The 24,691-nt window shown below is 68.8% G+C and carries 24 protein-coding genes; 11 read left to right on the plus strand and 13 right to left on the minus strand.

The window, feature by feature from the left end:
- Window positions 1-23 precede the first annotated feature (23 nt).
- Both F5544_RS22505 and ileS read left to right on the plus strand, forming a co-directional pair.
- Window positions 24-413: a hypothetical protein gene (locus F5544_RS22505; RefSeq protein WP_167475024.1), complete on the plus strand. Its 390-nt coding sequence runs from the start codon at window positions 24-26 to the stop codon at window positions 411-413.
- A gap of 274 nt (window positions 414-687) precedes the next feature.
- Window positions 688-3,837, plus strand: coding sequence for an isoleucine--tRNA ligase (gene ileS / locus F5544_RS22510; protein WP_174867390.1), 3,150 nt, complete (start codon window positions 688-690; stop codon window positions 3,835-3,837).
- On the opposite strand, the gene F5544_RS22515 is transcribed toward ileS, so the two are convergent.
- The 4 genes from F5544_RS22515 to mshC all read right to left on the minus strand — a co-directional run bounded on the left by F5544_RS22515 (window position 3,838) and on the right by mshC (window position 7,011).
- A complete protein-coding gene (locus F5544_RS22515; RefSeq protein WP_167475025.1) occupies window positions 3,838-4,230 on the minus strand; it encodes a YybH family protein in 393 nt (130 codons plus the stop codon).
- A 202-nt stretch (window positions 4,231-4,432) separates the two neighbouring features.
- Entirely contained in the window at window positions 4,433-5,485 is a 1,053-nt protein-coding gene (locus tag F5544_RS22520; RefSeq protein ID WP_167475026.1) for an MBL fold metallo-hydrolase, read from the minus strand.
- Window positions 5,486-5,510: 25 nt separating this feature from the next.
- A complete protein-coding gene (locus F5544_RS22525; protein ID WP_167475027.1) occupies window positions 5,511-5,687 on the minus strand; it encodes a hypothetical protein in 177 nt (58 codons plus the stop codon).
- An 85-nt stretch (window positions 5,688-5,772) separates the two neighbouring features.
- Complete coding sequence (gene mshC, locus F5544_RS22530) at window positions 5,773-7,011, minus strand: cysteine--1-D-myo-inosityl 2-amino-2-deoxy-alpha-D-glucopyranoside ligase (protein WP_167475028.1); 1,239 nt, start codon at window positions 7,009-7,011, stop codon at window positions 5,773-5,775.
- A gap of 222 nt (window positions 7,012-7,233) precedes the next feature.
- Here mshC and F5544_RS22535 point away from each other — a divergent pair, with 222 nt between their 5' ends.
- Window positions 7,234-8,103, plus strand: coding sequence for an LLM class flavin-dependent oxidoreductase (locus F5544_RS22535; protein ID WP_167475029.1), 870 nt, complete (start codon window positions 7,234-7,236; stop codon window positions 8,101-8,103).
- Window positions 8,104-9,074: 971 nt separating this feature from the next.
- On the opposite strand, the gene F5544_RS22540 is transcribed toward F5544_RS22535, so the two are convergent.
- The 4 genes from F5544_RS22540 to F5544_RS22555 form a co-directional block, all read right to left on the minus strand.
- A complete protein-coding gene (locus F5544_RS22540; RefSeq protein WP_167475030.1) occupies window positions 9,075-9,875 on the minus strand; it encodes an SCO1664 family protein in 801 nt (266 codons plus the stop codon).
- Window positions 9,876-9,878: 3 nt separating this feature from the next.
- A complete protein-coding gene (locus F5544_RS22545; protein ID WP_167475031.1) occupies window positions 9,879-10,463 on the minus strand; it encodes a DUF3090 domain-containing protein in 585 nt (194 codons plus the stop codon).
- A gap of 72 nt (window positions 10,464-10,535) precedes the next feature.
- The gene (locus F5544_RS22550; protein ID WP_167475032.1) at window positions 10,536-11,291 is read right to left on the minus strand and encodes a histidine phosphatase family protein; all 756 of its coding nucleotides are present in this window, start codon (window positions 11,289-11,291) and stop codon (window positions 10,536-10,538) included.
- 235 nt (window positions 11,292-11,526) lie between these two features.
- Entirely contained in the window at window positions 11,527-12,447 is a 921-nt protein-coding gene (locus tag F5544_RS22555) for an undecaprenyl-diphosphate phosphatase (protein ID WP_167479402.1), read from the minus strand.
- A gap of 379 nt (window positions 12,448-12,826) precedes the next feature.
- Here F5544_RS22555 and F5544_RS22560 point away from each other — a divergent pair, with 379 nt between their 5' ends.
- The 5 genes from F5544_RS22560 (at window position 12,827) to F5544_RS22580 (ending at window position 18,053) form a co-directional block, all read left to right on the plus strand.
- A complete protein-coding gene (locus F5544_RS22560; RefSeq protein ID WP_167475033.1) occupies window positions 12,827-13,786 on the plus strand; it encodes an aldo/keto reductase in 960 nt (319 codons plus the stop codon).
- A 61-nt stretch (window positions 13,787-13,847) separates the two neighbouring features.
- Window positions 13,848-14,957 carry a heme/hemin ABC transporter substrate-binding protein gene (locus F5544_RS22565; protein ID WP_167475034.1) on the plus strand — a complete coding sequence of 370 codons (1,110 nt, stop codon included), beginning with the start codon at window positions 13,848-13,850 and terminating at the stop codon, window positions 14,955-14,957.
- A gap of 59 nt (window positions 14,958-15,016) precedes the next feature.
- On the plus strand, window positions 15,017-16,090 hold the full coding sequence (locus tag F5544_RS22570; protein ID WP_167479403.1) for a FecCD family ABC transporter permease: 1,074 nt from the start codon (window positions 15,017-15,019) through the stop codon (window positions 16,088-16,090).
- A gap of 416 nt (window positions 16,091-16,506) precedes the next feature.
- The gene (locus F5544_RS22575) at window positions 16,507-17,223 is read left to right on the plus strand and encodes a hypothetical protein (RefSeq protein WP_167475035.1); all 717 of its coding nucleotides are present in this window, start codon (window positions 16,507-16,509) and stop codon (window positions 17,221-17,223) included.
- Window positions 17,224-17,237: 14 nt separating this feature from the next.
- Window positions 17,238-18,053 (plus strand): heme ABC transporter ATP-binding protein, encoded by an 816-nt coding sequence (locus tag F5544_RS22580; protein ID WP_167479404.1) that lies wholly within the window; start codon window positions 17,238-17,240, stop codon window positions 18,051-18,053.
- Window positions 18,054-18,362: 309 nt separating this feature from the next.
- Here the strand turns inward: F5544_RS22580 and F5544_RS22585 are convergent, their stop codons facing one another.
- From F5544_RS22585 to F5544_RS22605, 5 genes are all read right to left on the minus strand, one after another.
- Window positions 18,363-18,500: a VOC family protein gene (locus tag F5544_RS22585; RefSeq protein WP_167475036.1), complete on the minus strand. Its 138-nt coding sequence runs from the start codon at window positions 18,498-18,500 to the stop codon at window positions 18,363-18,365.
- 151 nt (window positions 18,501-18,651) lie between these two features.
- On the minus strand, window positions 18,652-19,002 hold the full coding sequence (locus tag F5544_RS22590; protein WP_167475037.1) for a DUF2568 domain-containing protein: 351 nt from the start codon (window positions 19,000-19,002) through the stop codon (window positions 18,652-18,654).
- Between the two features lie 70 nt (window positions 19,003-19,072).
- On the minus strand, window positions 19,073-21,109 hold the full coding sequence (locus tag F5544_RS22595) for an MMPL family transporter (protein ID WP_238847393.1): 2,037 nt from the start codon (window positions 21,107-21,109) through the stop codon (window positions 19,073-19,075).
- A gap of 58 nt (window positions 21,110-21,167) precedes the next feature.
- Complete coding sequence (locus F5544_RS22600; protein ID WP_238847394.1) at window positions 21,168-21,701, minus strand: hypothetical protein; 534 nt, start codon at window positions 21,699-21,701, stop codon at window positions 21,168-21,170.
- Window positions 21,702-21,707: 6 nt separating this feature from the next.
- Window positions 21,708-22,064, minus strand: coding sequence for a hypothetical protein (locus F5544_RS22605; RefSeq protein WP_167475040.1), 357 nt, complete (start codon window positions 22,062-22,064; stop codon window positions 21,708-21,710).
- A gap of 175 nt (window positions 22,065-22,239) precedes the next feature.
- Here F5544_RS22605 and F5544_RS22610 point away from each other — a divergent pair, with 175 nt between their 5' ends.
- Genes F5544_RS22610 through F5544_RS22620 form a run of 3 tightly spaced genes read left to right on the plus strand, consistent with a single transcriptional unit; the run spans window position 22,240 to window position 24,679 of the window.
- On the plus strand, window positions 22,240-23,304 hold the full coding sequence (locus F5544_RS22610) for a YncE family protein (RefSeq protein ID WP_238847395.1): 1,065 nt from the start codon (window positions 22,240-22,242) through the stop codon (window positions 23,302-23,304).
- Complete coding sequence (locus F5544_RS22615; RefSeq protein WP_167475041.1) at window positions 23,304-23,594, plus strand: DUF5703 family protein; 291 nt, start codon at window positions 23,304-23,306, stop codon at window positions 23,592-23,594. The genes F5544_RS22610 and F5544_RS22615 overlap by 1 nt, the downstream gene beginning before the upstream one ends.
- 5 nt (window positions 23,595-23,599) lie before the next feature.
- The gene (locus F5544_RS22620) at window positions 23,600-24,679 is read left to right on the plus strand and encodes a quinone-dependent dihydroorotate dehydrogenase (RefSeq protein WP_167475042.1); all 1,080 of its coding nucleotides are present in this window, start codon (window positions 23,600-23,602) and stop codon (window positions 24,677-24,679) included.
- The last annotated feature ends 12 nt before the right edge of the window (window positions 24,680-24,691 follow it).

Raw genomic sequence — 24,691 nt, forward strand, 5'->3', positions numbered from 1 at the left:
CCTCCGGGGGAAGGGAAATATCAATGCGGAGAACGGTTATCGTCGCCGCGACGCTGCTCGCCCTCACCGGCGGGTTCACCGCGGTGGCGGGTCCGGCCGGCGCCGTCGACGACAAGGCGACCTGCGCGGTCGTCGACGCGTCGGCGACCGATCTGAGCAAGCGGGTCGACGCGCTCGACTCGAAGGACTACGGCTCGATCGCCGAGCTGAAGCGGATATACGCCGACACCGCAGGGCAATTCCGCGCCGCAGCGGACAACGCGAACCCGGGCACGGTCAAGGACGCGCTCAACGCGGCTGTGGCACAGATGGATCGGGCCGCCACCGCGGCGGACGCCGATCTCGGTGCGGTGCTGAAGGATCCGACGTTCGTCGCCGCGATGGACGCGGTGGACAAGGCCTGCGGGCTCTGAGACGGTTCCCCGGTGAACACGGCCGATAAATGTGTCGCGTGCGTTCGGCGACGGTTGCTAAAGTCGCCGGACAGCGTCGATCCGGCCATCACCGGGGAGCTTCCGGAAGAACAGAGGTTTCGCACCTCCCAGTAGAACCGGACGTGGGCCGCACGTCACAGCGGCGAACGAAGCGGCGCCGGTCTCGGCAGGCGCAAGCGGGGTGGTACCGCGGAGCTCCGGCTTCGTCCCCGCATGGGTGGGTTCTCATGCGTGTCGACGAAGCGAGGTTCCGATGACAGACCGAGCAGTGGTGTCGCCCTTCACCGCGTTGCCGACGCGGGTCGAGCTGCCGGAGCTGGACGCGCGAATCATCGAATGGTGGCGCGCCAACGATATTTTCCGCCGCAGCCTGGATCGCACCCGCGAAGGGGCGAGCTGGGTGTTCTACGAGGGTCCGCCGACCGCGAACGGCGCACCCGGCACCCACCACGTCGAGGCCCGGGTGTTCAAGGACATCTTCCCGCGCTACCGCACCATGAAGGGGTACGCGGTGCCGAGACAGGCCGGCTGGGACTGCCACGGGCTGCCGGTCGAACTGGCCGTCGAGAAGGAACTCCGGCTCTCCGGCAAACCCGATATCGAGAAGGTCGGCGTCGAGGTGTTCAACGCGCGCTGCCGCGAATCGGTGCTGCGCCACGTCGGCGAATTCGAACTGCTCACCCGGCGGATGGGTTACTGGATTGACCTCGAAAACCCTTACACCACAATGTCACCCGAATACGTGGACAGCGTGTGGTGGTCGCTGAAGAAGATCTTCGACGACGGCCGCCTCACCGGGGACTTCCGGGTGGCCCCGTACTGCCCGCGCTGCGGCACCGCGCTGTCCGAACACGAGGTGGCCCAGGGCTACGAGACCGTCACCGATCCCTCGGTGTACGTGCGGTTCCCGCTCGTCGAACCGTTGGCCGGGCACGCCGGCGCACACCTGCTGATCTGGACCACCACGCCATGGACGCTGGTCGCCAATACGGCCGTCGCGGTGCATCCGGATCTCACCTACGTCCTCGTCCGCACCGCGGACGGGTTGTTCGTCGTCGCCGAACCGCTGGTGGCGACCGTGCTCGGGGAGCACGCCGAGACGCTGGCCCGGTTCACCGGCAGCGCGCTGGCCGGGCTCGCCTACCGGCGCCCGTTCGATCTGGTCGATATCCCCGGCGCGCACCGCATCGTGCGGGCGGATTATGTAACCACAACGGACGGAACGGGTTTGGTGCATCAGGCGCCCGCGTTCGGCGCCGACGACCTGGCGGTGTGCCGCGCCGCCGGATTCCCGGTGGTCAACCCGATCGGCGGCGACGGACGGTTCCTCGACACCGTGGCGCTGGTCGGCGGGCTGTTCTTCAAGGACGCGAACCAGGTGCTCGTCGACGACCTCACCGCGCGCGGGCTGCTGTTCGAATACCAGCCATTCGAGCATTCCTATCCGCACTGCTGGCGCTGCCACACGCCGCTGATGTATTACGCGCAGCCGTCCTGGTACATCCGCACCACCGGTGTCCGGGACGCGATGCGGCGGGAGAACGAGCACACCACCTGGTTCCCCGACCACATCAAACACGGCCGCTTCGGCGACTGGCTGGCGAACAATGTCGACTGGGCGGTGTCGCGCGCCCGCTACTGGGGGACGCCGCTTCCGTTGTGGCGCTGCGTATCCGGGCACGTCACCGCGATCGGATCGCGCGCCGAACTCGGTCGCCTGGCCGGGCGCGACCTGTCGGATCTCGACCCGCACCGCCCCTATGTCGACGCCGTCACCTTCGACTGCCCCGACTGCGGGCAGACCGCCACCAGGGTGCCGGAGGTGATCGACGCGTGGTACGACTCCGGCGCCATGCCGTTCGCCTCGCTCGGCTACCCGTATGTCGCGGGCAGCGCAGCGGCGTTCGCGAAACGCTATCCGGCGCAATACATCTGCGAGGCGATCGACCAGACGCGCGGCTGGTTCTACACCTTGATGGCCATCGGCACACTGGTATTCGACCGCTCCCCCTACGAGAACGTCGTCTGCCTCGGGCACATCATGGCCGAGGACGGCCGCAAGATGAGCAAACACCTCGGCAACGTCGTCGCCCCGATCCCGTTGATGGACGCGCACGGCGCCGACGCGCTGCGCTGGTTCATGGCCTGCTCCGGCTCGCCGTGGTCGTCCCGCCGGGTCGGGCCCGCGCCGCTCGACGACATCACCCGGCGCGTACTGCTCACCTATTGGAGCACCGCCGCGTTCTTCACCCTGTACGCGAGCCACACCGACTGGCGGCCCGGCACCGCCCGCCCCGCCCGCGACCGGCCGATCCTCGACCGGTGGGTGCTCGGCGAACTGCACACGCTCACCCGGGCCGTCGAGGACAGGTTCGACGGCTACGACACCGCGGGCGCCGGACGACTGCTGGCCGGGTTCATCGACGACCTGTCCAACTGGTACGTGCGCCGCAGCCGATCCCGCTTCTGGGACGGCGAACAAGACGCGCTGTCAACGCTTTACGAATGCCTCGACGTGCTCACCCGCCTGCTCGCGCCGATCGTGCCGTTCATCACCGAGGAGATCTGGCAGACCGTCATCCGCCCCGGCGATCCGAACGCCGCGGAATCGGTCCACCTCGCCGACTGGCCCGTCGCCGACGCCGCGCTCACCGGCTCCGACCTCGCCGAACAGGTCGCGGCCGCGCGCGCCGCCGTCGAAGCCGGGCGCGCCGCCCGCAAAGCCAGCGGGCTGCGGATCCGGCAACCCCTCGCGCGCGCATACGTCGGGCTGCCAGCACACATCCGGCTCCCACCCGAACTGATCGATGTGATCGCGGATGAGTTGAACGTCAAGGAGATCGGTTCGCTCGACACCGCGGGCGCGTTGACCGATATCTCGATCAAACCCGAATTCCGTTCGCTCGGTAGACGATTCGGCAAACAGACGCCAGCCGTCGCCGACGCGATCCGCACCGCGCCCGCCGCGGCCGTCGTCGAAGCGCTCCGCGAGCACGGCACCGCGGCCGTCGGCGCCGAACGGTTCGAGATCGGCCGCGACGACGTGCTGATCACCGAAACCCCGCGCACCGGCTGGCTCGTGGAAACCCAGCGCGACACCACCATCGCGCTGGACACCACCATCACCGCCGAACTCGCCGCCGAGGGCATCGCCCGCGACGTCGTCCGCGCCGCCCAACAGGCCCGCCGTGACGCCGGATTGGATATCTCCGACCGCATCACCCTGACCGTCGCCACCGACGACGAGGTGCGCGACGCGATACGACAGCACCGGGAGTTCGTCGCGCGCGAAACGCTCGCCGACGAAATCGCGTTCGTCGCAGAGCTTTCCGATGGCTATCGCGGAACGGCCGGAGCCTCCGAGGTTCTCGTGCGGGTCGAGCGAATCGGCCCAGCGGAGTGATCACTTGGTGCCGAAGGGGTTGTCGATCAGGTATCGCCAGCGGCCGTGCTCATCCCGACGCACGACGTCGGCCGCTGATCCGTGCAGGTCGAGCGGATAGCCCTGTGCGGTAACGCCGTTCATGGACCAGTCCACGACCAGCAGTGCGATGTCACCGACCGGATAACAATGCCGGAGGTGTGCCTGGATCGGCAGACCGTAGCCGCGGAGGTGGGCGTTGGCCGCTGAACGGTCCTGACCGCGCGCCGGATTCCCGGCGGTAGGCACCGTGATGCCGTCCGGCTCGTAGAGTTCGTCCAATGCGGCCAGGTCATTGTTGTTGAACAGTTGGACCCATCGGGCGATGAACTCGGCGAGTTCGGCTCGCAACGGGGCGTCATGATCGATCGTCATGACTATCGGATCATAACACGTTGCAGCACAGTCGAATTGGCGATCTCCCCCAGCTCGCACCGGTCACAGTTCGAAGGTCAAGCGGCCAGGGTCGATGTAGTCGGCGGGGTCGTGCATGAGGCGCAGCGCCGGGGAGAATGCGGTCGAATTCGGCGCGCAGCGGGCTGTCGTATGTCGAATTGGCGATTCGACGCACTCCCGGTCACAGTTCGAAGGTCAAGCGGCCGGGGTTGACGTAGTCGGCGGGGTCGTGCATGAGGCGCAGCTCCGGGCGGACGCCGGGTGGGATGCGGTCGAATTCGGCGTGCAGCGGGCTGTCGTATCTGGCGGCGGGGGCGGTGATGCCCGGCAGCCAGTTGTCGTGATGGGCGGGGACGAAGACGGCGGGCGCGATCGCCTCGATGTAGCGGCGCGGATCGCGCAGGCCGTTGCTGATCTGGTTGAAACCCTGTACAGCGCCGATGTGCACGGAGGTGTCGGGCAGTCCGGACAGGATTTCCAGCACCTCGGGCGCGCGCTCGGTGAGCGGACCCGACGAATCGTGCCAGACCAGGGCGAATCCCGGCACCCTGAACTGATACAGCAGCGAACCGCCCTCGGCGTCGGTGAGCCGAGCGAGGTTGTGCCGCAACGTATCCAGCGTCGGCGGCCGACGGAACACCGGACGCGGATCCGGCAGCGGGAAGAACCGCGCCGAGCCGTCGGGGCTACGCCGGGTCGGCGCGGAATGCAGGTGCCGGATCGCGGTGACCTCCACCGCACCGACCCGGAAGTCGTGCCGCGCACCGGGTTTCGCGCTGGCATCGCCCAGCGCCACCGTCGCGAAACTCGAATCCGCCACCTGCGCACGAATATTCGTCCCGTGTTCGGCGGTGCCGTATACCACCGCACCGCATGCCCGCGCGATCCGGCCCGCGTCGGCGGCATGATCGAAATGGCCGTGCCCGATGAAGATCGCCTCCGGCCGCAAATCGGCCAGGTCCTGCGCGGTGGCCGGGACGTAACCCACGCTGGTGAGCGTCGGCACCCACGCGTCGAGCAGGAACACCGAACCACCCAGCGCCAGCGCGTAGGTGGTGCAACCCACCCAGGACAGCACCACCCGATCCGCCCGCACCGCACCGGCTTTCCCGTCCACCGCATCGTCGCCGAAGAACCGGCGGCGCGCCGCGACCGTCCGCGGCGCGTCCGGGTCGGCAGCCGGATTCAACGTTTTCGTCGAGCCGAAGAGGTTGCGTCCCGGAAAGGTGCACATGGAAGCACCACATCACGCCACGGCGCTACGGGCAAGTGGTCACGCGAATCGGCGTGTCCGGCAAGAACTCTCGACCGAGGGCGGGCAGCGAATAGACACCCAGCGGCATGAGATCCCACACGCGCTGGGGTGTCAGGTCGAGCATCGGAATGAACCCGTTGGCCGCGGCGCCGAAGTAGCGGACGTCGAGATCGCCGACCATGCCGCGAATCCGCGCGGCCAATTCGGGAACGGCGTCGGTGTCGGCGGGAACGTGCGCCGCCCGGCATCCCGGGCACGATCCGTTCCTACAACCGCACACCCAGCAACGCGTCCACCGCGGTCCGCACATCCGCGGGCGCGGTCGCGTCCTGACCGCCGTAGTCCAGCGCCTGACGAGCCCAATGGTCCACGGCGTCAAGGGCTTTCGGGGTATCCAGATCGTCGGACAGATGCTGGCGCAGCCGGGCGACGGTATCGGCGGCGGCCGGGCCGGTGGACAGCGCGACGGCGCGCCGCCACAGCTCCAGCCTGGCCTGCGCCGCCTCCAGCACCGCGTCGGTCCACATGCGGTCCTGCCGGTAGTGCCCGGCCAGCAGGCCCAACCGGATCGCGGCCGGGTCGACACCGGTCCGGCGCAGCCGCGAGACCAGCACCAGATTGCCCTTGGACTTCGACATCTTCTCGCCGTCCAGGCCGATCAGCCCGGCATGTACGTAGTGGCGGGCGAAACGGCGGCCCGCGACCAGCGCCTCCGCGTGCGCGGCCGAATACTCGTGATGCGGGTAGATCAGATCGCTGCCACCGCCCTGGATATCGAATTCCGGGCCGATACGGTTCAACGCGATCGCCGCGCACTCGATATGCCAGCCCGGACGGCCAGGACCGAACGGGGCGGGCCAGGACGGTTCGCCGGGACGGGCGGCGCGCCACAGCAGGGCGTCGATGATGTCGCGCTTGCCGGGACGGTCCGGGTCGCCGCCGCGTTCGGCGAACAACCGCTCCATGGTGTCCCGGTCGTAACCGGATTCGTAGCCGAACTGCTCGGTGGCGTCGGCACGGAAGTAGACATCCGGGAACTCCGGATCGTCCACCACGTACGCCGCACCCGAGGCGAGCAGCTTCTGCACGAATTCGACCACCTCGTCGACCGATTCGATGGCGCCGACGTAGTCGCGCGGCGGCACGATCCGCAGCGCCGTCATATCCTCGCGAAACAGTTCGATTTCGCGGGTGCCCAGGTCGCGCCAGTCGACGCCGTCGCGGGCGGCGCGCTCGAACAGCGGGTCGTCGACATCGGTGACGTTCTGCACGTAGTGCACCTCGTGCCCCGCGTCCCGCAACACCCGGTTCACCAGGTCGAAGGTCAGATAGGTTGCGGCGTGCCCGAGATGGGTGGCGTCGTAGGGGGTGATCCCGCAGACATACATGGTGGCGGTGGGGCCGGGGGTCACCGGGCGCACCTGCCGATCGGCGGTGTCGTACAACCGCAGCGGCGGCCCTGCTCCGGGGACGGTCGGTAGGGCTATTTCGGACCAGGACTGCATGATTCGAGGGTAAAGGTGTGGTCGAGGCCATCCCGCCCCGACCCGGTCGAACCGGACTCGGACCCACCGTGCTACCCGGGTACGACCTGGGAAAACGAATGCGACGGCGGATGTCAATGATTGTCGTCTCACCGATCGATAACGCCGCGGCCGGGCGCGGCGCACCACGATTCGTCCCATCATCGGTCTCGACTTGTCGGTGGTTGCCGCTACGGTGGCGGCATGACGGTTCTCGGCGCAGTTTCCCTACCCCATCTGGCTCCCGAACAGCTTGCCGCAGTAAGCGATGCGGCCGAAAGCAGCGGCCTCGAGGAACTCTGGCTGTGGGAGGACTGTTTCTGGGGCGGGGCCATCGCCGCCGCCGCGACCGTACTCGCCCGCACCGAACGGGTGCGGGTCGGCATCGGCGTGATGCCGACCCCGCTGCGCAATGTGGCACTCAACGCCATGGAGCTCAGCGTGCTGCTGCGCGCGCATCCGGGCCGGTTACTGCCCGGTGTCGGGCACGGAGTGCAGGAGTGGATGGCGCAGATCGGCGCCCGCGTCGACTCCCCGCTCACGCTGATGCGCGAACAGCTGACGGCGCTGCGCGCGCTGCTCAGCGGCGAAAAGGTCAGCGTCAGTGGACGATACGTGCACCTGGACGAGGTGGCCCTCGCCTGGCCGCCCAGCACCCCCACACCCCTCATCGCCGCCGCCACCGGACCGAAGACGCTGCGGCTGTCCGGTGAATTCGCCGACGGCACCATCCTCACCTCCCGCACCGCACCGGAGGGTGTGCGCGCCGCCAAACAAATCATCGACGAGGGCGTCGCGAAATCGGGCCGCGCCCAACCACATCGAATCATCGTCAACGTCGACACAGTGACCGGCCCCGACGCCGCCGACCGGCTCACCCGCTGCCAACAGGGCCGCGAAGGTCAGCAACCGGGCGCGGGCGCCACCGGAGACGCCCAGTCGATCGCCGACGCCGTGCGGCGCTACGCGGAAGCCGGTGCCGACACCGTCGTGCTCCAACCCCCCGTCGACGACCCCGACCCGATCGAGTTCATCCGGTTCGTCGGGGCCGAGGTGCGGCCGCTGGTGGGCTGAGTTTCGGCTGCCGGGGTGAGTTCGGTAGGCGGGCACCGTGTTTCGTGAAGGATCACGTCAACTATCAGCCGGAGGAGTCGCGTCGACTGGGTAGCTGTGGGTTGGTGTTCCGGTTTTCCGCCTCGTTGGGGAGAATTCGGAGCGTCGGGTGCGTGCGACGGAACCGCCCAAGGTGGGCGCGGGTGCGTTGGTAGGCGGCGTTGCGGGCTCCGCCTCGGACCGGGGAGGAGTCGGTACGTCGAGTGCGTGGTCACGCTGCTACGACGACGGAATCGCCCGAGATAGGCGCGGAGTGCGTTTGGTGAGCGGCGCGGCGGCTGCGCACCACGGATGACGTTGTCCCCGCGTAGGTTTCAGCTTCTCGCGCGGTCAAACCTACAAGAAAGCCAGCCGCACCCCGTCCGCGGGCTCAACCCCCCGTACACCCAATGTTCGGTTCGAAGACGGGGTGCGGCGGCACCGGGACACGGCGTGACACGCCGACGATGGCGGCCGTGTCGTCCGACACGCCGTCACCAGCGAATTACCTACTGGTTCAAAGGGAAGCGCGACGGTACAGGCAAGGCGAGGACTAGCGTCGTCCGTGGTGCGAAGCCGTCGCCGCATGCCAACGCATTCCGCAACCCAGCTCGGGCGATTACGTCGTCGTAGCGGCGCGACCCACCGACCCAACACACCGATCCCTCCTGAACAGACCAGAATGCCAACGTCCCCGAGCCGCGACACACCCATCTCGGGCGAGCCGCTCGTCCTAACAACGCAACCAGGCACAAACGCACCCACCGATCCCTCCCGACTCGGCCAGAAGCATCCGAAGCCGAACCGAACTCCACGCGATGCAGCGAATTTCACAGCGGGCAGCGTGTTGGACGCGTAAGGCGGGCTCGGTCATGCGCCTTCTGTCGCGCGCGATCCGGCAGTGTGCGCAAAAGAACAATCGATGCGCCGATTCGGTTACGGCGGAACCGGATTCAGAACGCGGGCCAAGGGATGGGGCGGGCGGTGTCGGGGAACGGCATTATCGGCCGGTCCACCAGTGCCCGGGCCCGCGCGGCGAGCGCGTCGATCTCCGCGTCGGTGATGTGCCGGGACAGCGTGTCGGCGAGTTGGTTCGGCAGCGCCTTGGCGAAGGCGGCGATATCGGCGATCAGGTCCTCGCAGACAGGCTGACCGGCCCAACCCCACAGCACCGTCCGCAATTTGTATTCGCTGTGCAGACAGATGCCGTGGTCCACCCCGTACACCTGGCCGTCGACGCCCTCCAGCGCGTGCCCGCCTTTGCGGTCGGCGTTGTTCAACAGCACGTCGAGCACCGCCATACGCTGCAACCGCGGATCGTCCGCGTGGATCAGCGACACCTCGTTACCCGCCGCGTCCTGGGCGCGCAGCACCTCACGAAAACCATCGGGCACCGCACCGGCCGGGCACAGATCCACCAGATCCAGGCGATCGCCCTGATCGGTGTGATTGTCGGCGGCATCCACCCAGCGCTGCACCATGCCGGGCCCGAACGGACCGTCCCGCAGAATGGTTTCCGGAACAACCCCCCAACCCAACGCCTCCGAGATCAGATACGAGGCCACCTCGCGCCCGGCCAGGGTGCCGTCCGGGAAATCCCAGAGCGGCCGTTCCCCGCGCACCGGCTTGTACACCACCCGCAGCGGACCACCGGAATCCTCGATATCGCAGACCAGCGTGACATTGCTCGCGACGTTCACCCGACCGATCACCGTCAACTCACCGCTGTGGAACCGATCATCGGCCTGGGCCACCGATCACTCCTCTAGTTCGGCCGCGCCGAAGATATCTCCGCGCTTGTACCCGTTGGTGCGCACACACATATGCCCGCGCGCCGACAGCGGCTCCCCGCACAGCGGGCACGGCGGCCGCCCCGCGGCGATCACCCGCGCGGAGCGCAGCGCGAACTCCCTGGCCTGCACCGGCGTCAGGAATACCCGCACGGCGTCCGGGCCCTCCTCGGTGTCGTCGAGCACGACCGACTCGTCGACCTCGGTTTCGGTGATGGCGAGCAGTTCCACCACGACGGCGCCCGCGTCGGCGTCCCAGCCGAGGCCCATCGTGCCGACCCGGAACTCCGCATCGATCGGGGTGACCAGGGGCGCGTTATCGGTCACCTCGTCCGCCGGCGGCGGCACCGGTGCGCTGAAGCGGCGCGCGACCTCGTCCAGCAGTAACCCCATCCGATCGGCGAGCACCTTCACCTGCTGCTTTTCCAGCAGCACGCTCACGACCCGAGGTTCCTGCACGGCCTGCAGATAGAACGCGCGATCGCCCGGCTCACCGACGGTCCCGGCGACGAAACGATCGGGGGTGCGAAATACATGGATTGCTCGTGCCATCTGCACCTCCTGATACGTGACCCTGATCAACGACTACCCGCGGCGTACGGGTTCTACAACGCCGCTTATTCATTACAAGGAATCCGAGCGCTCCGCATTCCCATTATCCGCACCCGCGGCCGCTCCCAGCTCCCCGCCGGGAACCGGACCGGGGTCATCGGCCCGCCCCGGTGGGGAATCGGCAACGGCGCGTTGCGGTTTGATCGCCAATCCGGACAGATCGACGCCGGTGTCGTTGAGCCGCACCACATAGGGTGCGGTAGGGGTGTAGCGGACGACGCTCAACGAGGCCGGTTCCACCACGATCCGCTGGAAACCGTCCAGATGGATGCCGAGCGCATCGGCAAGCACCGCCTTGATCACATCGCCGTGCGTACAGGCCACCCACAGCACGTCACGCGAATGACGTTGGGCCAGTTCACGATCCGTCTCCCGGATGGCGGCGACCGCGCGGGTCTGCACCTGCGCGAGCCCCTCACCGCCCGGGAACGTCGCGCCGGAGGCGTGCCGCTGCACCACCTTCCACAGCGGTTCGTTCAACAGCTCCGCGATGGGCCGCCCGGTCCACTCGCCGTAGTCGACCTCGACGAGCCGGTCGTCGTAATCCGGTTCCAGCCCGAACTTCTCCGCCAGCGGCGCCACCGTTCGCTGACAGCGCAACAGCGGCGAGGCCGCGATGTGCTCGATGGGCAGTTCGGCGAGCCGGTCGGCCACGCCCCGAGCCTGCTCCGCGCCGCGGTCGGTGAGGTCGACGCCGGCGCTGCGGCCGGCGAGGGTGCGGGCGGTGTTCGACGTCGACACACCGTGCCGCAACAAAATCACCGTCATACGGCCAGCCTAATCGGCGCTGCCGGGCGGAGCCCGCCCGTAGACCCGCGCACGGCCGGAGCGAATGCGGAGGTACGCCTCGTGCCACCGCCGGATCGAGTCTGCCCGCGGACCGCGCCCGCTGCGGCCCGAGCCGCCGCTGCATCTCGGCAGTCCACGCAAATCCGCCCGAACGAATCCGGTCCGCAGTCCATGGCGCACCCGGTTCGCCCGAGAGGCATTCCTCCGGTCGCGCTCATGTGGCCGACACCGTTCCGGTCGCGAGCAGGCCCATGACGGTCAGCCCGAGCAGGATGCGGTAGCCGACGAACCAGCCGAGGCTGTGGTCGGCGACGAAGCGCAGCAGCCAGGCGATGGAGGCATAGCCGACGCTGAACGCGACGATGGTCGCGACGATCAACTGCGGACCGCTCGCGTTCAGGCCGTCGCCGGCGGGCGCGAACGCGTCCGGAATGCTGAACAGGCCGGAGGCGGTGACCGCCGGAATCGCGAGCAGGAACGAAAACCGCACGGCCGCTTGCCGAGTCAGCCCGGCGAACAATCCGGCCGACGAGGTCGCCCCGGATCGGGAGACACCGGGGATGAGCGCCAGACACTGCGCCAAGCCCATGACCAGCCCGTCGCGGGTGGTGAGCTGCTCGATCGGGCGCTGTTTGCGCCCATAGTATTCGGCGGCCGCGATGACCAGCGCGAACACGATCAACATGGTGGAGATCAACCACAGGTTGCGCGCTCCGGTGCGGATCTGGTCCTTCAGCAGGAACCCGAGCACGCCGATGGGGATGGTGGCGATGATCACATACCAGCCGATGCGGTAGTCGAGTTCGCGCTGCGCGTCCAGGTCGGCGTATTCGCGCGGGTCGGTGATCACCGGAAGTTTCGTGGTGACCCGGTCGCTCAGCGGAACCGTTTCCCGACTGCGCAGCCTGCTTCCCACTCCGGCGAACCAGGCGAGCACGATGCGCCAGATGTCCTTGGCGAAGTACACCAGAACCGCGGCCTCGGTGCCCAGCTGGGTCACCGCCGTGAACGACGCGCCCGCATCGTCACCGAAACACACCGCCGACACGATGCGCAGGTGGGCCGAGGAGGAGATCGGCAGGAATTCGGTGAGCCCCTGCACCAGACCGAGTACCAGCGCCTGCACCCACGTCATCGCCGTGCCCGTCACACACCCTCCTGCTCATCGCGCCCGAAAATTCCGTTCCGACTGGGCAATTGGTCCGCGCGGGGACGCGCGAAACCGGCACTCGCCGCAATCACGCAGCGACAGTACAGTGTCGGCCCGGCGCGCTGCGCGGGGCGGGACAAGTACGGCCGGGCGCGGGCTCTCGTCAGACCTCGTCCAGCAGCGCCATTCAGGCCAGCGCCTCGCACAGGAGCTCGGCCCGGCACAGACTGTCGTCAGGCTTCGCTCGGCAGCGCCTCCAGGCGAGCGCCTCGCACGGGAGCTCGGCCCCGCGCGGGCTGTCGTTAAGGCTCCGCCCGGCAGCGCCCTTTAGGCTTGGCGCCGTGACGAATGCGCGGACGCGGTGATGGAACAGCGAACGGTCGGCCGCAGCGGCCTACGGGTGTCGCGGATCGGGTTGGCGACCCACACCTGGGGATCGCAGACCGACGCCGACGACGCGGCCGGGCAATTGGTGGCCTTCGCCGAGGCGGGCGGCACCCTGGTGGACACCTCCCCCGCCTACGCGGGCGGTGCGGCCCAGGGGATACTCGGCGACCTGCTCACCGATCTCGTCCCGCGCGACGAATTGGTGCTGAGCGGTTGCGCGGGCGTCACCCCGCCGGTCGAGCCGCCGCTCGACGGTCCCCCGCCGCTGCGCCCGACGGTCGACGCGTCCCGGCGCGCCATGCTGCGCCAGCTCGACCAGACACTGGCCGACCTGGGCACCGACTACCTCGATATCTGGAATGTCGCGGTGTGGGATCCGGGAACGCCGCTCGACGAGGTGGCCGCGACCTTGGACGCCGCGGTGCGTTCGGGGCGGGTCCGCTATGCCGGGGTGCGCGGCTACTGCGCCTGGCAGCTGGCCAGCATCGCCGCGCTGGCGCCGATCACCGCGGCGCAGACCCAGTATTCGCTGCTGGCGCGCGCCGCGGAACTCGAATTCGTCCCCGCCGCAGCGCATCACGGCGTCGGGGTGATCGCGTCGGCACCCCTCGCCGGCGGCATCCTCACCGGCAAATACCGCGACGGCGTTCCCGCTGATTCGCGGGGCGCCGACGAGGCGACCGCCGCCGAGATCCGGCATCGGCTCGACGAACGCGCGACCCGGGTGGTGGACGCGGTGGTCACCGCCGCGGACGGGCTCGGCACCTCACCGCTGGCGGTCGCGCTGGCCTGGATCCGGGACCGGCCCGGCATCGCGAGCATGATCGTCGGCGCCCGCGATATCGGGCAGCTCACCGGGGTGTTGGCGGCGGAGACGCTGGAATTGCCGCGCGCCATCGCGGCCGCGCTGGACGACGTGAGCGCGCGCACAGAATGAGAGAGGCTAGCCTTTCCTGCATGAGTTACTGCGGTGACCGAAGAGCGGTATGGGTGCGGCTATGAGTGGCCGCACGGCAGAACGGATCTCGCGGGGCGAACGGCCGCGCACCACCGGCGGCTCGCTCGTGGGCACTCGAATCGTCAAGCGCCGGAAAGGATTCGCGCGCGTCGTAGTCGCCGCGCTGGCGGTGACGCTCGCGCTCGGCACGGTCGCGTGCGGCGGCTCTAACGGCCCCACCGCCGACGGGCAGCGCGGGCACACCACTGCGAAACTCGACAGCCTCGACCCTGTGCCGATCGGACCCGAGCCGACACCGACGCTGCCGGTGACGGTGCACTCCTTCGACGGCTCGCATGTCACGGTGACCGACGCGAGCCGCATCGTCGCCGTCGACCAATACGGCACCCTCGCGCAGACCGTGTACGCGCTCGGCCTGGGCCAGAAGCTGGTCGGCCGCAGCTCGCGCGCCAATTTTCCGGCCGTGCAACATGTTCCGAACGTCGCGGGCGGCAACGGCGCGCTGAATATGGAATCGCTGCTGGCGCTGCGTCCTTCGGTATTTCTCACCGATACCGTCACGGCCACACCGCAATTGCGCGACCAGCTGCGCGCCACCGGCGTGACGACCGTGTACTTCGACCCGTCGCGCACCATGGACGCGGTCGGCCCGCAGATCCAGGCCGTTGCCTACGCGCTCGGCGTGCCCGACGCCGGAAAAGCGTTGGCGCAGCGCACCCGTGACGAGATCGCCGCGGCCACCGCTGGCATCCCGAAGCACGACCAGTCGTTGAAGATCGCGTTCCTGTATCTGCGCAGCACCGCGATCACGTTCATCTCGGGACCGAATTCCGGTGCCGACGCGTTGATTTCGGCGCTCGGCGCGACCGACGCCGGTACCGCCGCCGGACTGAAGGAACCGTTCACCAGCATCACCAGCGAGGCGATGATCGGCGCCGCACCCGATGTGCTGCTGGTGATGACCGATGGGCTCGACTCCATCGGCGGCGTCGACGGTCTGGCGAAAATCCCCGGTGTCGCCCAAACTCCGGCCGGACGCAACAAACGCGTCGTCGATATGTCCGATACCGTGCTGCTCGGCTTCGGACCCAATACCGGGCGGGTGGTCGCGGCCCTCGGACAGGCCGTCTACGGCGGCAAATCCGCATGATCGAGCCCGCCGATTCCCCGACCGTCGGCACGAAAGACGCGGCAGCGGAACCGCATTCGATGCCCGGCGGTGTCACGCCGCGGCGCGGCATCTTCCGGGGAAGGTCGAAGACGACGCTGGTATTCGCCGGGGCGATCATCGCGCTGGTGGTGCTGGCGCTGGCCTCGGCGGCGATCGGGCAGGTGCCGACCACACCCGCCGAGGTGGCGGGCAGCGTGCTGCACCGGATCGGACTGGACTGGGGGCCGCTGCCCGCGCATCCGGCCGGTGAGGTGACGCTGTGGCAGGTGCGGTTCCCTCGGGTGGTGCTTGCGATACTCGTCGGCGCGGCGCTGGCGACGGCCGGTGCGCTGCTACAGGGCGTATTCGCCAATCCCCTTGCCGAGCCGGGGGTTATCGGCGTTTCGGCGGGCGCCGCGGTCGGGGCGGGCACGGTGATCGTGGTCGGCGGCGCGTTCGTCGCGGCCTGGTCGGTGGCGGCGACCGCCTTCGCCGCCGGTCTGCTGACCACGCTGCTGGTCTATCTGCTGTCCCGATCCAACGGGCGCACCGAGGTGGTGACGCTGGTGCTCACCGGCGTCGCGATCAACGCGTTCGCGGGCGGATTGATCGCCTTTTTGCTGTTCGTCGCCAGCCCGGCCGCGCGCGATCAGATCGTGTTCTGGCAGTTGGGCAGTTTGAACGGCGCCTCATGGGAGGCGGTCGGGGTGGTCGCGGTGCTGTGCGCGGGCGGGCTGCTCGCCGCGGTGCTCATCGCGCCGCGGCTGGACCTGCTCGCGCTCGGCGAATCGGCGGCCCGCCACCTCGGCGTCGACGTGGAACGCCTGCGGCGCGCGGTGATCCTGGTGGTCGCGGTACTCACCACCGCGGGCGTCGCGTTCACCGGCATCATCCTGTTCGTCGGCCTGATCGTGCCGCATCTGGTGCGCATCCTCGTCGGCCCCGGCCACCGGGTGCTCATCCCGCTCAGCGCGATCGTCGGCGCGGTCGTCCTCCTGACCGCCGACGTCTGCGCCCGCTCCCTGGTCAGCAACGCCGACCTACCCCTTGGCATGCTCACCTCACTCATCGGCGGCCCATTCTTCTTCTGGTTGCTGCGCCGCACCCGCTCCCGAGCGGGAGGATGGGCATGAGCCCCGGAACCGCACCACACCGCATCCGACCGCGCGGGCACTTCGACCTCGGCCACGTCGGAAAGGCGTGCCCCGGAACGGAACTCGAGCGCGTCGGCGACATTCGAGCGCACGGCTTCGGATCCGACTCGGACCACATCGGAAAGACCAGCCCCACAGCAGAATCCCAACGCGTGGACGGCATCCGAACGCACAGCTTCGAAGTCAACTCGCACCGCATCGGAAGGCTCGATCCCACCACGCAATTCCAGCGCGTGGACGGCATCCGAGCACATGGCTTCGGATCCGACTCGGACCACATCGGAAAGACCAGCCCCACAGCGGAACTCCAACGCGTGGACGGCATCCGAACGCACGGCTTCGCAACAGCATTCGAGTGCGCCGACGGCGCTCGAGCACACAGATGCGGACTCGACGTGAGCCACGACGGAAAGGTCGGTCCCGCAGCGGCATTCGAGCGCGCCGACGGCGCGGGCGACATTCGGGCGTGTGGAGCCGGTGATGATGATCAAGCGGACCGGGTGGCGGGCAATGGTTTCGACTTGATCTACATCGGAAAGGTCGGTCCCGCAGCGGCGTTCGAGTGCGTCAGCGGCGCGGACGACATTCGGGCGCACGGCTTCGGATTCGACTCGAGCCACATCGCAGAGATCAGTCCCACAGTGGAACTCGAGCACGTCGGCGAAATTCGAGCGCGCGACTTCGGATTCGACTCGGACCAAATCGAAACGATCAACCCCACAGCAGAACTCGAGCCCGTCGGCGACATTCGAGCGCACGGCATCGAATTCAACTCGGACCGCGTCGGAAGGCTCGATCCCACAACGCAATTCCAGCGCATGGACGGCATTCGAGCGCGCGACTTCGGATTCGACTCTCGCCACATCGGAAAGATCAGTCCCACAGCGGAACTCCAGCGCGTCGACGACCTTCGCGCGCACGCCTTCGAATTCAACTCGGACCACATCGGAAAGCTCGATCCCACAGCGCACTTCCAACGCGTGGATGGCATTCGAGTGCGTGACTTCGGAGGTGGTGGTGATCGGCGTTTGGCAGGTGCTCGCACGGCCCAGGTGGCGGGCGGTGGTCCGGTGCGGGGGTCGTGGCCGATTCCGGGCGGGGGTGTGCGGTGAGTGAGGTTCGGCGGATGTTCGTGCGGTCGCATTCGGTGCCGACGCGGCCCGAGCGGGGGGCGGTGACGTTGCGGGCGAGCGGGCTCGGGGTCGAGCGGGGTTCGCTGCGGGTGCTCGACGGGGTCGAATTCGCGGTGGCCGCAGGGGAAATCGTCGCGTTGGTCGGGCCGAACGGGGCGGGTAAGTCGACGCTGCTGGCCGCGCTCGCCGGGGAGCTGACGCCGAGCGCGGGTGTGGTGGAACTCGACGGTCGCTCGCTCGCGCACTGGTCGCCGCTGGATATGGCGCGGCGGCGCGCGGTGCTGCCGCAGAGTCACACCGTCGGATTCCCGTTCACCGCACGGGAAGTCGTCGCGATGGGGCGCGCGCCGTGGCAGCGCACCGAACTGCGCGAGCGCGATACCGAGCGGATCGCCGCGGCCATGGCCGCCGCCGATGTGGAACATCTTGCGACGCGGCCGTTTCCGGCGCTTTCCGGTGGTGAACGCGCTCGCGTCGCCTTGGCCAGGGTGCTCGCGCAGGACACCGGCACCCTACTGCTCGACGAGCCGACCGCCGCACTGGATCTCGGCCATCAGGAGTCGGTGCTGCGCCTGGCCGCCGAGCGCGCCGCGGCCGGGGCCGCCGTCGTGGTCGTGCTGCACGATCTCGGGCTGGCCGCCGCGTACGCCGACCGCGTCGCCGTCCTCGAATCCGGCCGGATCGCCGCCGACGGCCCGCCCCGCCAGGTGCTCACCACCGAACTCCTCACCCGCGTGTACCGCCACCCCGTCGAGGTACTCGACCACCCGGTCACCGGCGCCCAACTGGTCCTCCCGGTCCGCCGCTGACCAACCCGGACTGGGTGCGCCGCTCCCCGGCCCGCCGCTGACCTCACGGACCGCATGTGCCGCTCAGTCCGCCGCTGATCAACCCGGATCGCGTGCGCCGCTGCCCCCGGTTCGCCGCAGACCTCCCGCACCGCGTGCGCCCCTCAGTCCGCCGCAGACCAACCCGGATCGGGTGTGCCGCTACCCCCGGTCCGCCGCTGACCATCCGCATCGCGTGCGCCGCTCCCCGGGAGTCCTCGACAGTCCGATCTCACCTGTCCCACAACAGGTTGCTCACGGATGTCGCCGCGCGGAAAGACTTTCCGACGGTCAGGCCGCCTGATGCAGTTCGACGACATTCCCATCGGGATCCTGGACGAACGACTGGAGACCTCGACCTATCGGAGCAGGGTCGGACACCGCCGCCCCGTCGCGCTCCGCCTGATCCAGGCCGGTGGTCGAATCCATCCCGCAACTCCCTCGCCAACCTGGCGGGGAGACCCGAAAACCATTACCCGCCAAGGCATCCGCGTTCCGGACGGGAATCACTCACCGACCCGCTATCGTATCCCGTCCGGAAATCTCCGGCCCGTCGTTCGCCACGATGAAGTGCCGAGGCTCACGCCTGCCGCCAGACCAGGCGCAGCATCGCGTTCACGCCCCACAGGGCGAAGAACACCAGGCCCGCTATCGGCGAGAAGGCGAGGCCGATCAGCAGTGCCGCCAGGCCGAACCAGGCGATTTCGAGTGCGGCGCGGGCGGTTCCGCGCAGCGGGTAGCGAGCGTTGCGGCCGCCGCCCGCACCGAACAGCGACCAGGTGACGATGAAGACCGCGGGTGCGGCGACGGCCGCGCATACGCGGACCGCTATCGGCGCCGACAGCGTGCAGCCCCAGCCGATCGCACCGGCCAGCACGCACACTTCCAAGATGAACATCAGGCCCAGGTTGGCGCCTTTGAGCACACGCATCGTCAATCCCTCTCGCGAGTGCCAAGTGTCGCACCGCGACCGGCGATCCGCCGCCTGGGGAGCGAATCAGTCAGCGCCACACCAACTTCAGTACGGCCGGGGTGAGCAGCAGCCGGATGACGGTGGCGTCGAGCAGCAGCGCCGCGATCATGCCGTACGCGATGTATTTCATCAGCACCAGATCGGAGAAGCCGAACGCCCCGGTCACCACGATGAGTATCGCCGCGGCGGAGGTGATGACGCCGCCGGTGTGCGCGATCCCGTAGCGGATCGCCTCCGGCGCCGCCGCCCCGTTCTCGCGCGCCTCCGCCATCCGGGACAGCAGGAAAACCTCGTAGTCGGTGGATAATCCGAACACCACGGTCACGATCAACGCCAGCACCGCGAACATCAGCGGGCCTGCCGTGAAATGGAATATCCCCGCCCCGTGCCCCTCGACGAAGATCCAGGTCAGCACGCCCATGGTGGCCACGAGGCTCAACCCGCTCATCACAACGGCCTTGACCGCCAACACCATCGAGCGGAACGCCAGCCACATCATCAGCAGCGCCGTCACCACCAGGATCGCCACCAATAGCGGCAACCGATGCAGCAGCCCGTTGATGCTGTCGCGTTCCAGCGCGGGCACCCCGGCCACCATCACCCGAACCCCCGGCGGTTGCGGGATCGCGCGCAGCGCGGCGATCACCCGGTCGGCGTCGCCGCGGTGCACCAAACCCGCTTGCAGGACGTTGATTCCGCGCGTCGTCGGGACGGACTGATCGAATCGCCCGGTGAGCCCGGGTATTCGGCTCGCGGCGTCCCGGATGTCGCCGAGCTGCCGCGAATCCGCGCCCACCACAACCAGTTTCAGAGGTTCGGTGCGGAAGCTGGGAAACAGCTCGTCGAAGCGCTCCTGTGCGATCCGCGCCGGATTCTCCTGGGACAGATAGCGTTCGCTGATCCCGCCGAATTCGATATCGCGCAGCGGCAGGCTGAGCAGCAACAGTCCGAGCACGATCGGCACCACCACCAGCAGCGGTCTGCGCATCGCCCGCAGCGCGAGCCGGGAGAAGAAGCCCGCGTCGATCTGCGCCTCGGTCTTGCTGCGGGAGAACCGTTTCCAGCCGAGGAAGTCGATTCGATGGCCGATGATGCTCAGCACCGCGGGCAGCGCGGTCACCGAGAGCACCGCGGCCAGCAGCACCGAGCTGATCCCGCCGTAGGGCACCGAGCGCAGCACGCCGTTGGGGAAGATGAACAGCGCCCCGAGGCTGATCGCGATGATCGCCGCCGAGAACAGCACGGTGCGCCCGGCGGTGGCCACCGTGCGCGCCGTCGCCTCCTCGACGGTGTGCCCGGCGGCGAGTTCCTCGCGGAATCTGGTGACGGTGAACAGTCCGTAATCGATCGCCAACCCCAGACTCACCAAAGTGACTACGGCACTGGCGAATACGTTGACCTCGATATGGTCGGTCAGCACCCGCATCAAACCCTGGGTGCCGAGCACGGTGAGCCCGCCGATGAGCACCGGCAGCAGCGCCCCGACCACCCCGCCGAAGACGAAGTACAGCAGCACCGCGACGATCGGCAGCGCGATCACCTCGGCGCGGTGGATATCGTTCTGCATACCGGTGTTGATGCCCTCGACGACCGGCTGCAATCCGACCAACTGCACCGTGGTGCCGCCGGGGCCGCCGCCGGGCCGTCCCGCGCCGAATTCCGGTTTCACCGCGAGGTAGTTCTCCACCACGGCGGTGCCGCTGCCGCGCAGTCCGACGCTGGCGAACGCGTGCTGTTTGGTGGCGTCGGCGGCGTTCCCGGCGAACGGGCTGTCCCAGTAGCTGTCGATCTTCAGGATCCGATCCGGGTGCGCCGCAAGCAGTTTCGCCAAAGAGCCGGTGACGGCGGCGCGGACCGCCGGATCGTCGACGGTGGCGCCGGGCGGCGCGGTGTACAGCAGGATGACATCGCTGTCGGTGTCGCGGCCGAAGGTGCTGTCGGCCAGTTTCGACGCGGCCACCGATTCGCTGCTCTCGTCGAACCAGCCCTCCTGGGTGTAGCGACCGGACAGGTCCCGCCCGTACCAGGCGGAGGCCAGCACCGCCAGCACGAAGACGGCGAGCACGAGGTACCGGCGCCGGTGGATGAACCGCCCCCACCGTAGGGATCCGGAGCTGAGCATCTCAGCCGCAGGCCGGGGTGTGGTAATCGGCCGAGCGCAGGATGCCGCACAGGTCCGAACGGGAGATCTTCCAGCGGTCGTCGAGGTAGATGAAGTGCACGACGGTGGTGCGCACGTTGGCGCCGGTGCCGTCCTTGTCCAGGCGCATGGTCGCGGTCAGGGTGCCGTCGTGGTTGTCGAACACCGGGTCGGTGACGCCGTATATCGCCTTCGGATTGTCGTGCATCGCCTTGTACATATCGGGGATGGCGTCGCGGAACGCCTCGCCGTCCTCGATCAGCGCGGTGCGTTCGCTGTCGGGCAGCGACGGATCGAGCGCCCGCTTGATCTGGCTGTCGAGTTCGGCGGCGGTCGGCAGCGGATGCCGGGCGGCGCTGGACGCGGCGGCCGCCGAACTGGACAGGGAGGCGTTGGCCGAGGAACGGGCCGCCGCCACCGACGCCTCGTCCTCCCCTTTACCGCAGGCCGCGGTGAGCAGCAGAGCGGCGGCCAGGGCTGGTAGCGCGCGGCGCATGGCGAAAGAAGTGGTTGGCATCACCATCTACATACCATCGATCACGGCGCTGATCCGGCCCAGCAGCGCCCGGACCGTCGTCACGTCGCGGTCGGCGGTGGCCGCGACGACCGCCGCGTCCGGAATCATGTCGCGCACCAGCGCGATCACGCTGCGCTCGTCGTCGAGGTCGATATCGGTGGCGGGCGCCTGGGCCAGCGCGACGATATCGTCGGGCCCCGGCACCTCGATGTCCAGATCGGCGCGGTAGAGCTCCAGTTCCACGATGCCGCGCACGGTGCGGAAGGCGAACGGCCTGCCATCGGCCGCGGTGCCGAACCCGTGGGCGTAGGGACCAACGGTGATGTCATCGATGGCAAACCCCGATGGATGGTCGGCTTTCAACCGGATCTCCCTGACTTGGACACTGATTCAACTCAACGGTAACCCCGATCACCGACATTCCGGGTCCGGCGGGCCGGGCCGGGGGTCTGTCGCCAGCCCCGCGGACCACCGGCGTTCGGCATCATGGTCAGATGATGGTGTTGCGGTTGTTGCGTCGGTAGAAGGAGTTCGGTGGATGCGCCTTGACGGCAGTGTTCGGTTGGCGCTCTCGGGGCCCGTCACCCGTCCCCGGGTCTCCCTCCCCCGCGGCATATTCGCGAGCGCGCTGGCGCTGGCACTGCTCACCGGCTGCTCATCCAAACCGGGCAGCGACGACATGCAGACCCGCGATCCGGCGACGGCCGCCGCCGCGCCCGCGGCGACCACCGCACCGGCGGGCCGGGTGCTGCCGGTATCGCTGCCGGTCTCCGCGCTGCTCGCCGACGCAGGCACCGGACAGTTGGCGGCACTGGACGGCGCCACCCTCGCCCTGGTCGACCCCACCGTCGAACCACCCGCCGTGCGCACGGTCGCGCTGCCCGCGAAGGCTGCGAGCCTGGCCCAGGGCACGCCGGGCCAGATCCTGGTCGCCGCGCCGAACCGGATCCTGCGGGTGGATGTCGCCACCGCCTCGATCGGCGAGGTGGCGGTGGACGGTGACGCGCGCTCGGTGCTGCGGCAGGGCGACGGCTCGCTGCTGGTGGGCACGGCCGACGGCAAGGTGCGCACCATTGATCCGGATAACAAAGTGCGCCAAACGATTTCGGGTCTCGCCTCGGCCGACGGGCTGGCCGCCGCTGGAGACAAGGTGGCCGTACTGGACCGCCGCCAGTCCTCGCTGACCCAGGTAGAACTCGGAAAAGGCCGCCTCGGGCTGGCGCTGCGCGCGGGCGACGGCGCGACCAATCTGATCGGCGACACGCAGGGCCGCCTCATCGTCACCGACACCGCGGACGGGGAACTGCTGGTCTACACGCCGGGACCGCTCGTACTGCGCCAACGGTTCCCGGTAAGATCATCTCCTTACGCGCTTGCCTACGATCAACGGTCCGACACCGTGTGGGTGACGTGCACGCAGAGCAACGAGGTCGCCGGATTCGATCTGTCGACGGGTATACCGAAGGAAGTGGGACGTTATCCAACGGTCCGGCAACCGAATTCGGTGACCATCGATCAGCGCACCGGCGATCTGTTCGTCGGATCCGCGACCGGGGACGGGCTACAGCGGATCCGCGCGGACGAGCGGAAGAGAGGGCAGTGATGGCGGCGCCGAAACCCACGAAGGTGCGGAAACCGCGCTCGACGCTACCGAGCGGTTGGGAGACCTCCAGTGAGGATTACGAATACGTCCCACTACGACTACCACCCGATGTCAACCGGGTGACGGCGTCGATGCGCCTCACCATCCAGGCCGAATTCGGCGGCTGGGAGTTGTCCCGCGTGCGCGCGTACACCGACGGCAGCAGGCGGGTGCTGCTGCGGCGCCGAAAAACCGCGGCCGATCCGACCCAGCCGGCGCATGAGGCGTCGCAGCCGGAAGCGGGGATGTGAATCCGATGTACGCACTGCTGCTGCGCCTGATGTTCCTGCTGCCGCCGGAACGCATCCACCATCTCGCATTCGCCGCGATGAAGTTCGCCGGCTGGTTCCCGCCGCTGCGGTGGGTCGCGACCCGGCTGCTCGTCGCCGACGATCCGATCCTGCGCAATACCGCGTTCGGCGTCGATTTCCCGGCGCCGCTCGGTTTGGCGGCCGGCTTCGACAAGGATGCGGGCGGCGTGGATGCCTGGGCCCCACTGGGTTTCGGATTCGCCGAGATCGGCACCGTCACCGCGCAGGCGCAGCCGGGCAATCCGGCGCCGCGGCTGTTCCGGTTGCCCGCCGATCGCGCGCTGATCAACCGGATGGGGTTCAACAATCACGGCGCGGAGCAGGCGGCGCGGCGGTTGCGCCGCAGGCGCGCGGGCGGCGTGCCGATCGGCGCCAACATCGGTAAGACCAAGATCGTCGAACCCGCCGACGCCGCAGGCGATTACGCGATCAGCGCGGCGCTGCTCGGCCCGCTCGCCGATTTCGTCGTGGTGAACGTCAGCTCCCCCAACACGCCCGGCCTGCGCGATCTGCAGGCGGTCGCCTCGCTGCGGCCGCTGCTGCAGGCGGTGCTCGATGAAGTACAGGTGCCGGTGCTGGTGAAGATCGCGCCCGACCTGTCCGACGACGATATCGACGCCGTCGCCGATCTGGCCGTCGAACTCGGCCTGGCCGGAATCGTCGCCACCAACACCACCATTCGCCGCGACGGCCTGCGCACCGATCCCGCCGAGGTGGCGGCGATGGGCGCGGGCGGGCTGTCCGGTCCCCCGGTCGCCGACCGCTCGCTCGAGGTGCTGCGCAGGCTCTACCGCCGCGTCGGCGATCGGCTGGTGCTGATCTCCGTCGGCGGTATCGAAACCGCCGACCAGGCGTGGGAGCGCATCCTCGCCGGGGCCACCCTGCTGCAGGGCTTCACCGGATTGATCTACGGCGGACCGTTCTGGACCCGCCGCATCCACCGCGGGCTCGCGGAACGCCTGCGCGCCAACGGGTATCGCAGCATCGCCGAGGCGATCGGCGCGGAGCACGCCGCGCACGCCTGACGGGCACCCTCC

This window comes from Nocardia arthritidis (assembly GCF_011801145.1).
In the GTDB taxonomy this organism is placed as follows: Bacteria; Actinomycetota; Actinomycetes; order Mycobacteriales; family Mycobacteriaceae; genus Nocardia; species Nocardia arthritidis_A.

What these genes read in the sequence shown, in the direction of transcription:
- F5544_RS22505 (WP_167475024.1), top strand. Translation starts at nt 24, where the DNA reads ATGCGGAGAACGGTTATCGTCGCCGCGACGCTGCTCGCCCTCACCGGC.
- ileS (WP_174867390.1), top strand. Translation starts at nt 688, where the DNA reads ATGACAGACCGAGCAGTGGTGTCGCCCTTCACCGCGTTGCCGACGCGG.
- F5544_RS22515 (WP_167475025.1), bottom strand. Translation starts at nt 4,230, where the DNA reads ATGACGATCGATCATGACGCCCCGTTGCGAGCCGAACTCGCCGAGTTC.
- F5544_RS22520 (WP_167475026.1), bottom strand. Translation starts at nt 5,485, where the DNA reads ATGTGCACCTTTCCGGGACGCAACCTCTTCGGCTCGACGAAAACGTTG.
- F5544_RS22525 (WP_167475027.1), bottom strand. Translation starts at nt 5,687, where the DNA reads ATGGTCGGCGATCTCGACGTCCGCTACTTCGGCGCCGCGGCCAACGGG.
- mshC (WP_167475028.1), bottom strand. Translation starts at nt 7,011, where the DNA reads ATGCAGTCCTGGTCCGAAATAGCCCTACCGACCGTCCCCGGAGCAGGG.
- F5544_RS22535 (WP_167475029.1), top strand. Translation starts at nt 7,234, where the DNA reads ATGACGGTTCTCGGCGCAGTTTCCCTACCCCATCTGGCTCCCGAACAG.
- F5544_RS22545 (WP_167475031.1), bottom strand. Translation starts at nt 10,463, where the DNA reads ATGGCACGAGCAATCCATGTATTTCGCACCCCCGATCGTTTCGTCGCC.
- F5544_RS22550 (WP_167475032.1), bottom strand. Translation starts at nt 11,291, where the DNA reads ATGACGGTGATTTTGTTGCGGCACGGTGTGTCGACGTCGAACACCGCC.
- F5544_RS22555 (WP_167479402.1), bottom strand. Translation starts at nt 12,447, where the DNA reads ATGACGTGGGTGCAGGCGCTGGTACTCGGTCTGGTGCAGGGGCTCACC.
- F5544_RS22560 (WP_167475033.1), top strand. Translation starts at nt 12,827, where the DNA reads ATGGAACAGCGAACGGTCGGCCGCAGCGGCCTACGGGTGTCGCGGATC.
- F5544_RS22565 (WP_167475034.1), top strand. Translation starts at nt 13,848, where the DNA reads ATGAGTGGCCGCACGGCAGAACGGATCTCGCGGGGCGAACGGCCGCGC.
- F5544_RS22570 (WP_167479403.1), top strand. Translation starts at nt 15,017, where the DNA reads ATGCCCGGCGGTGTCACGCCGCGGCGCGGCATCTTCCGGGGAAGGTCG.
- F5544_RS22580 (WP_167479404.1), top strand. Translation starts at nt 17,238, where the DNA reads ATGTTCGTGCGGTCGCATTCGGTGCCGACGCGGCCCGAGCGGGGGGCG.
- F5544_RS22585 (WP_167475036.1), bottom strand. Translation starts at nt 18,500, where the DNA reads ATGGATTCGACCACCGGCCTGGATCAGGCGGAGCGCGACGGGGCGGCG.
- F5544_RS22590 (WP_167475037.1), bottom strand. Translation starts at nt 19,002, where the DNA reads ATGCGTGTGCTCAAAGGCGCCAACCTGGGCCTGATGTTCATCTTGGAA.
- F5544_RS22600 (WP_238847394.1), bottom strand. Translation starts at nt 21,701, where the DNA reads ATGCCAACCACTTCTTTCGCCATGCGCCGCGCGCTACCAGCCCTGGCC.
- F5544_RS22610 (WP_238847395.1), top strand. Translation starts at nt 22,240, where the DNA reads ATGCGCCTTGACGGCAGTGTTCGGTTGGCGCTCTCGGGGCCCGTCACC.
- F5544_RS22615 (WP_167475041.1), top strand. Translation starts at nt 23,304, where the DNA reads ATGGCGGCGCCGAAACCCACGAAGGTGCGGAAACCGCGCTCGACGCTA.
- F5544_RS22620 (WP_167475042.1), top strand. Translation starts at nt 23,600, where the DNA reads ATGTACGCACTGCTGCTGCGCCTGATGTTCCTGCTGCCGCCGGAACGC.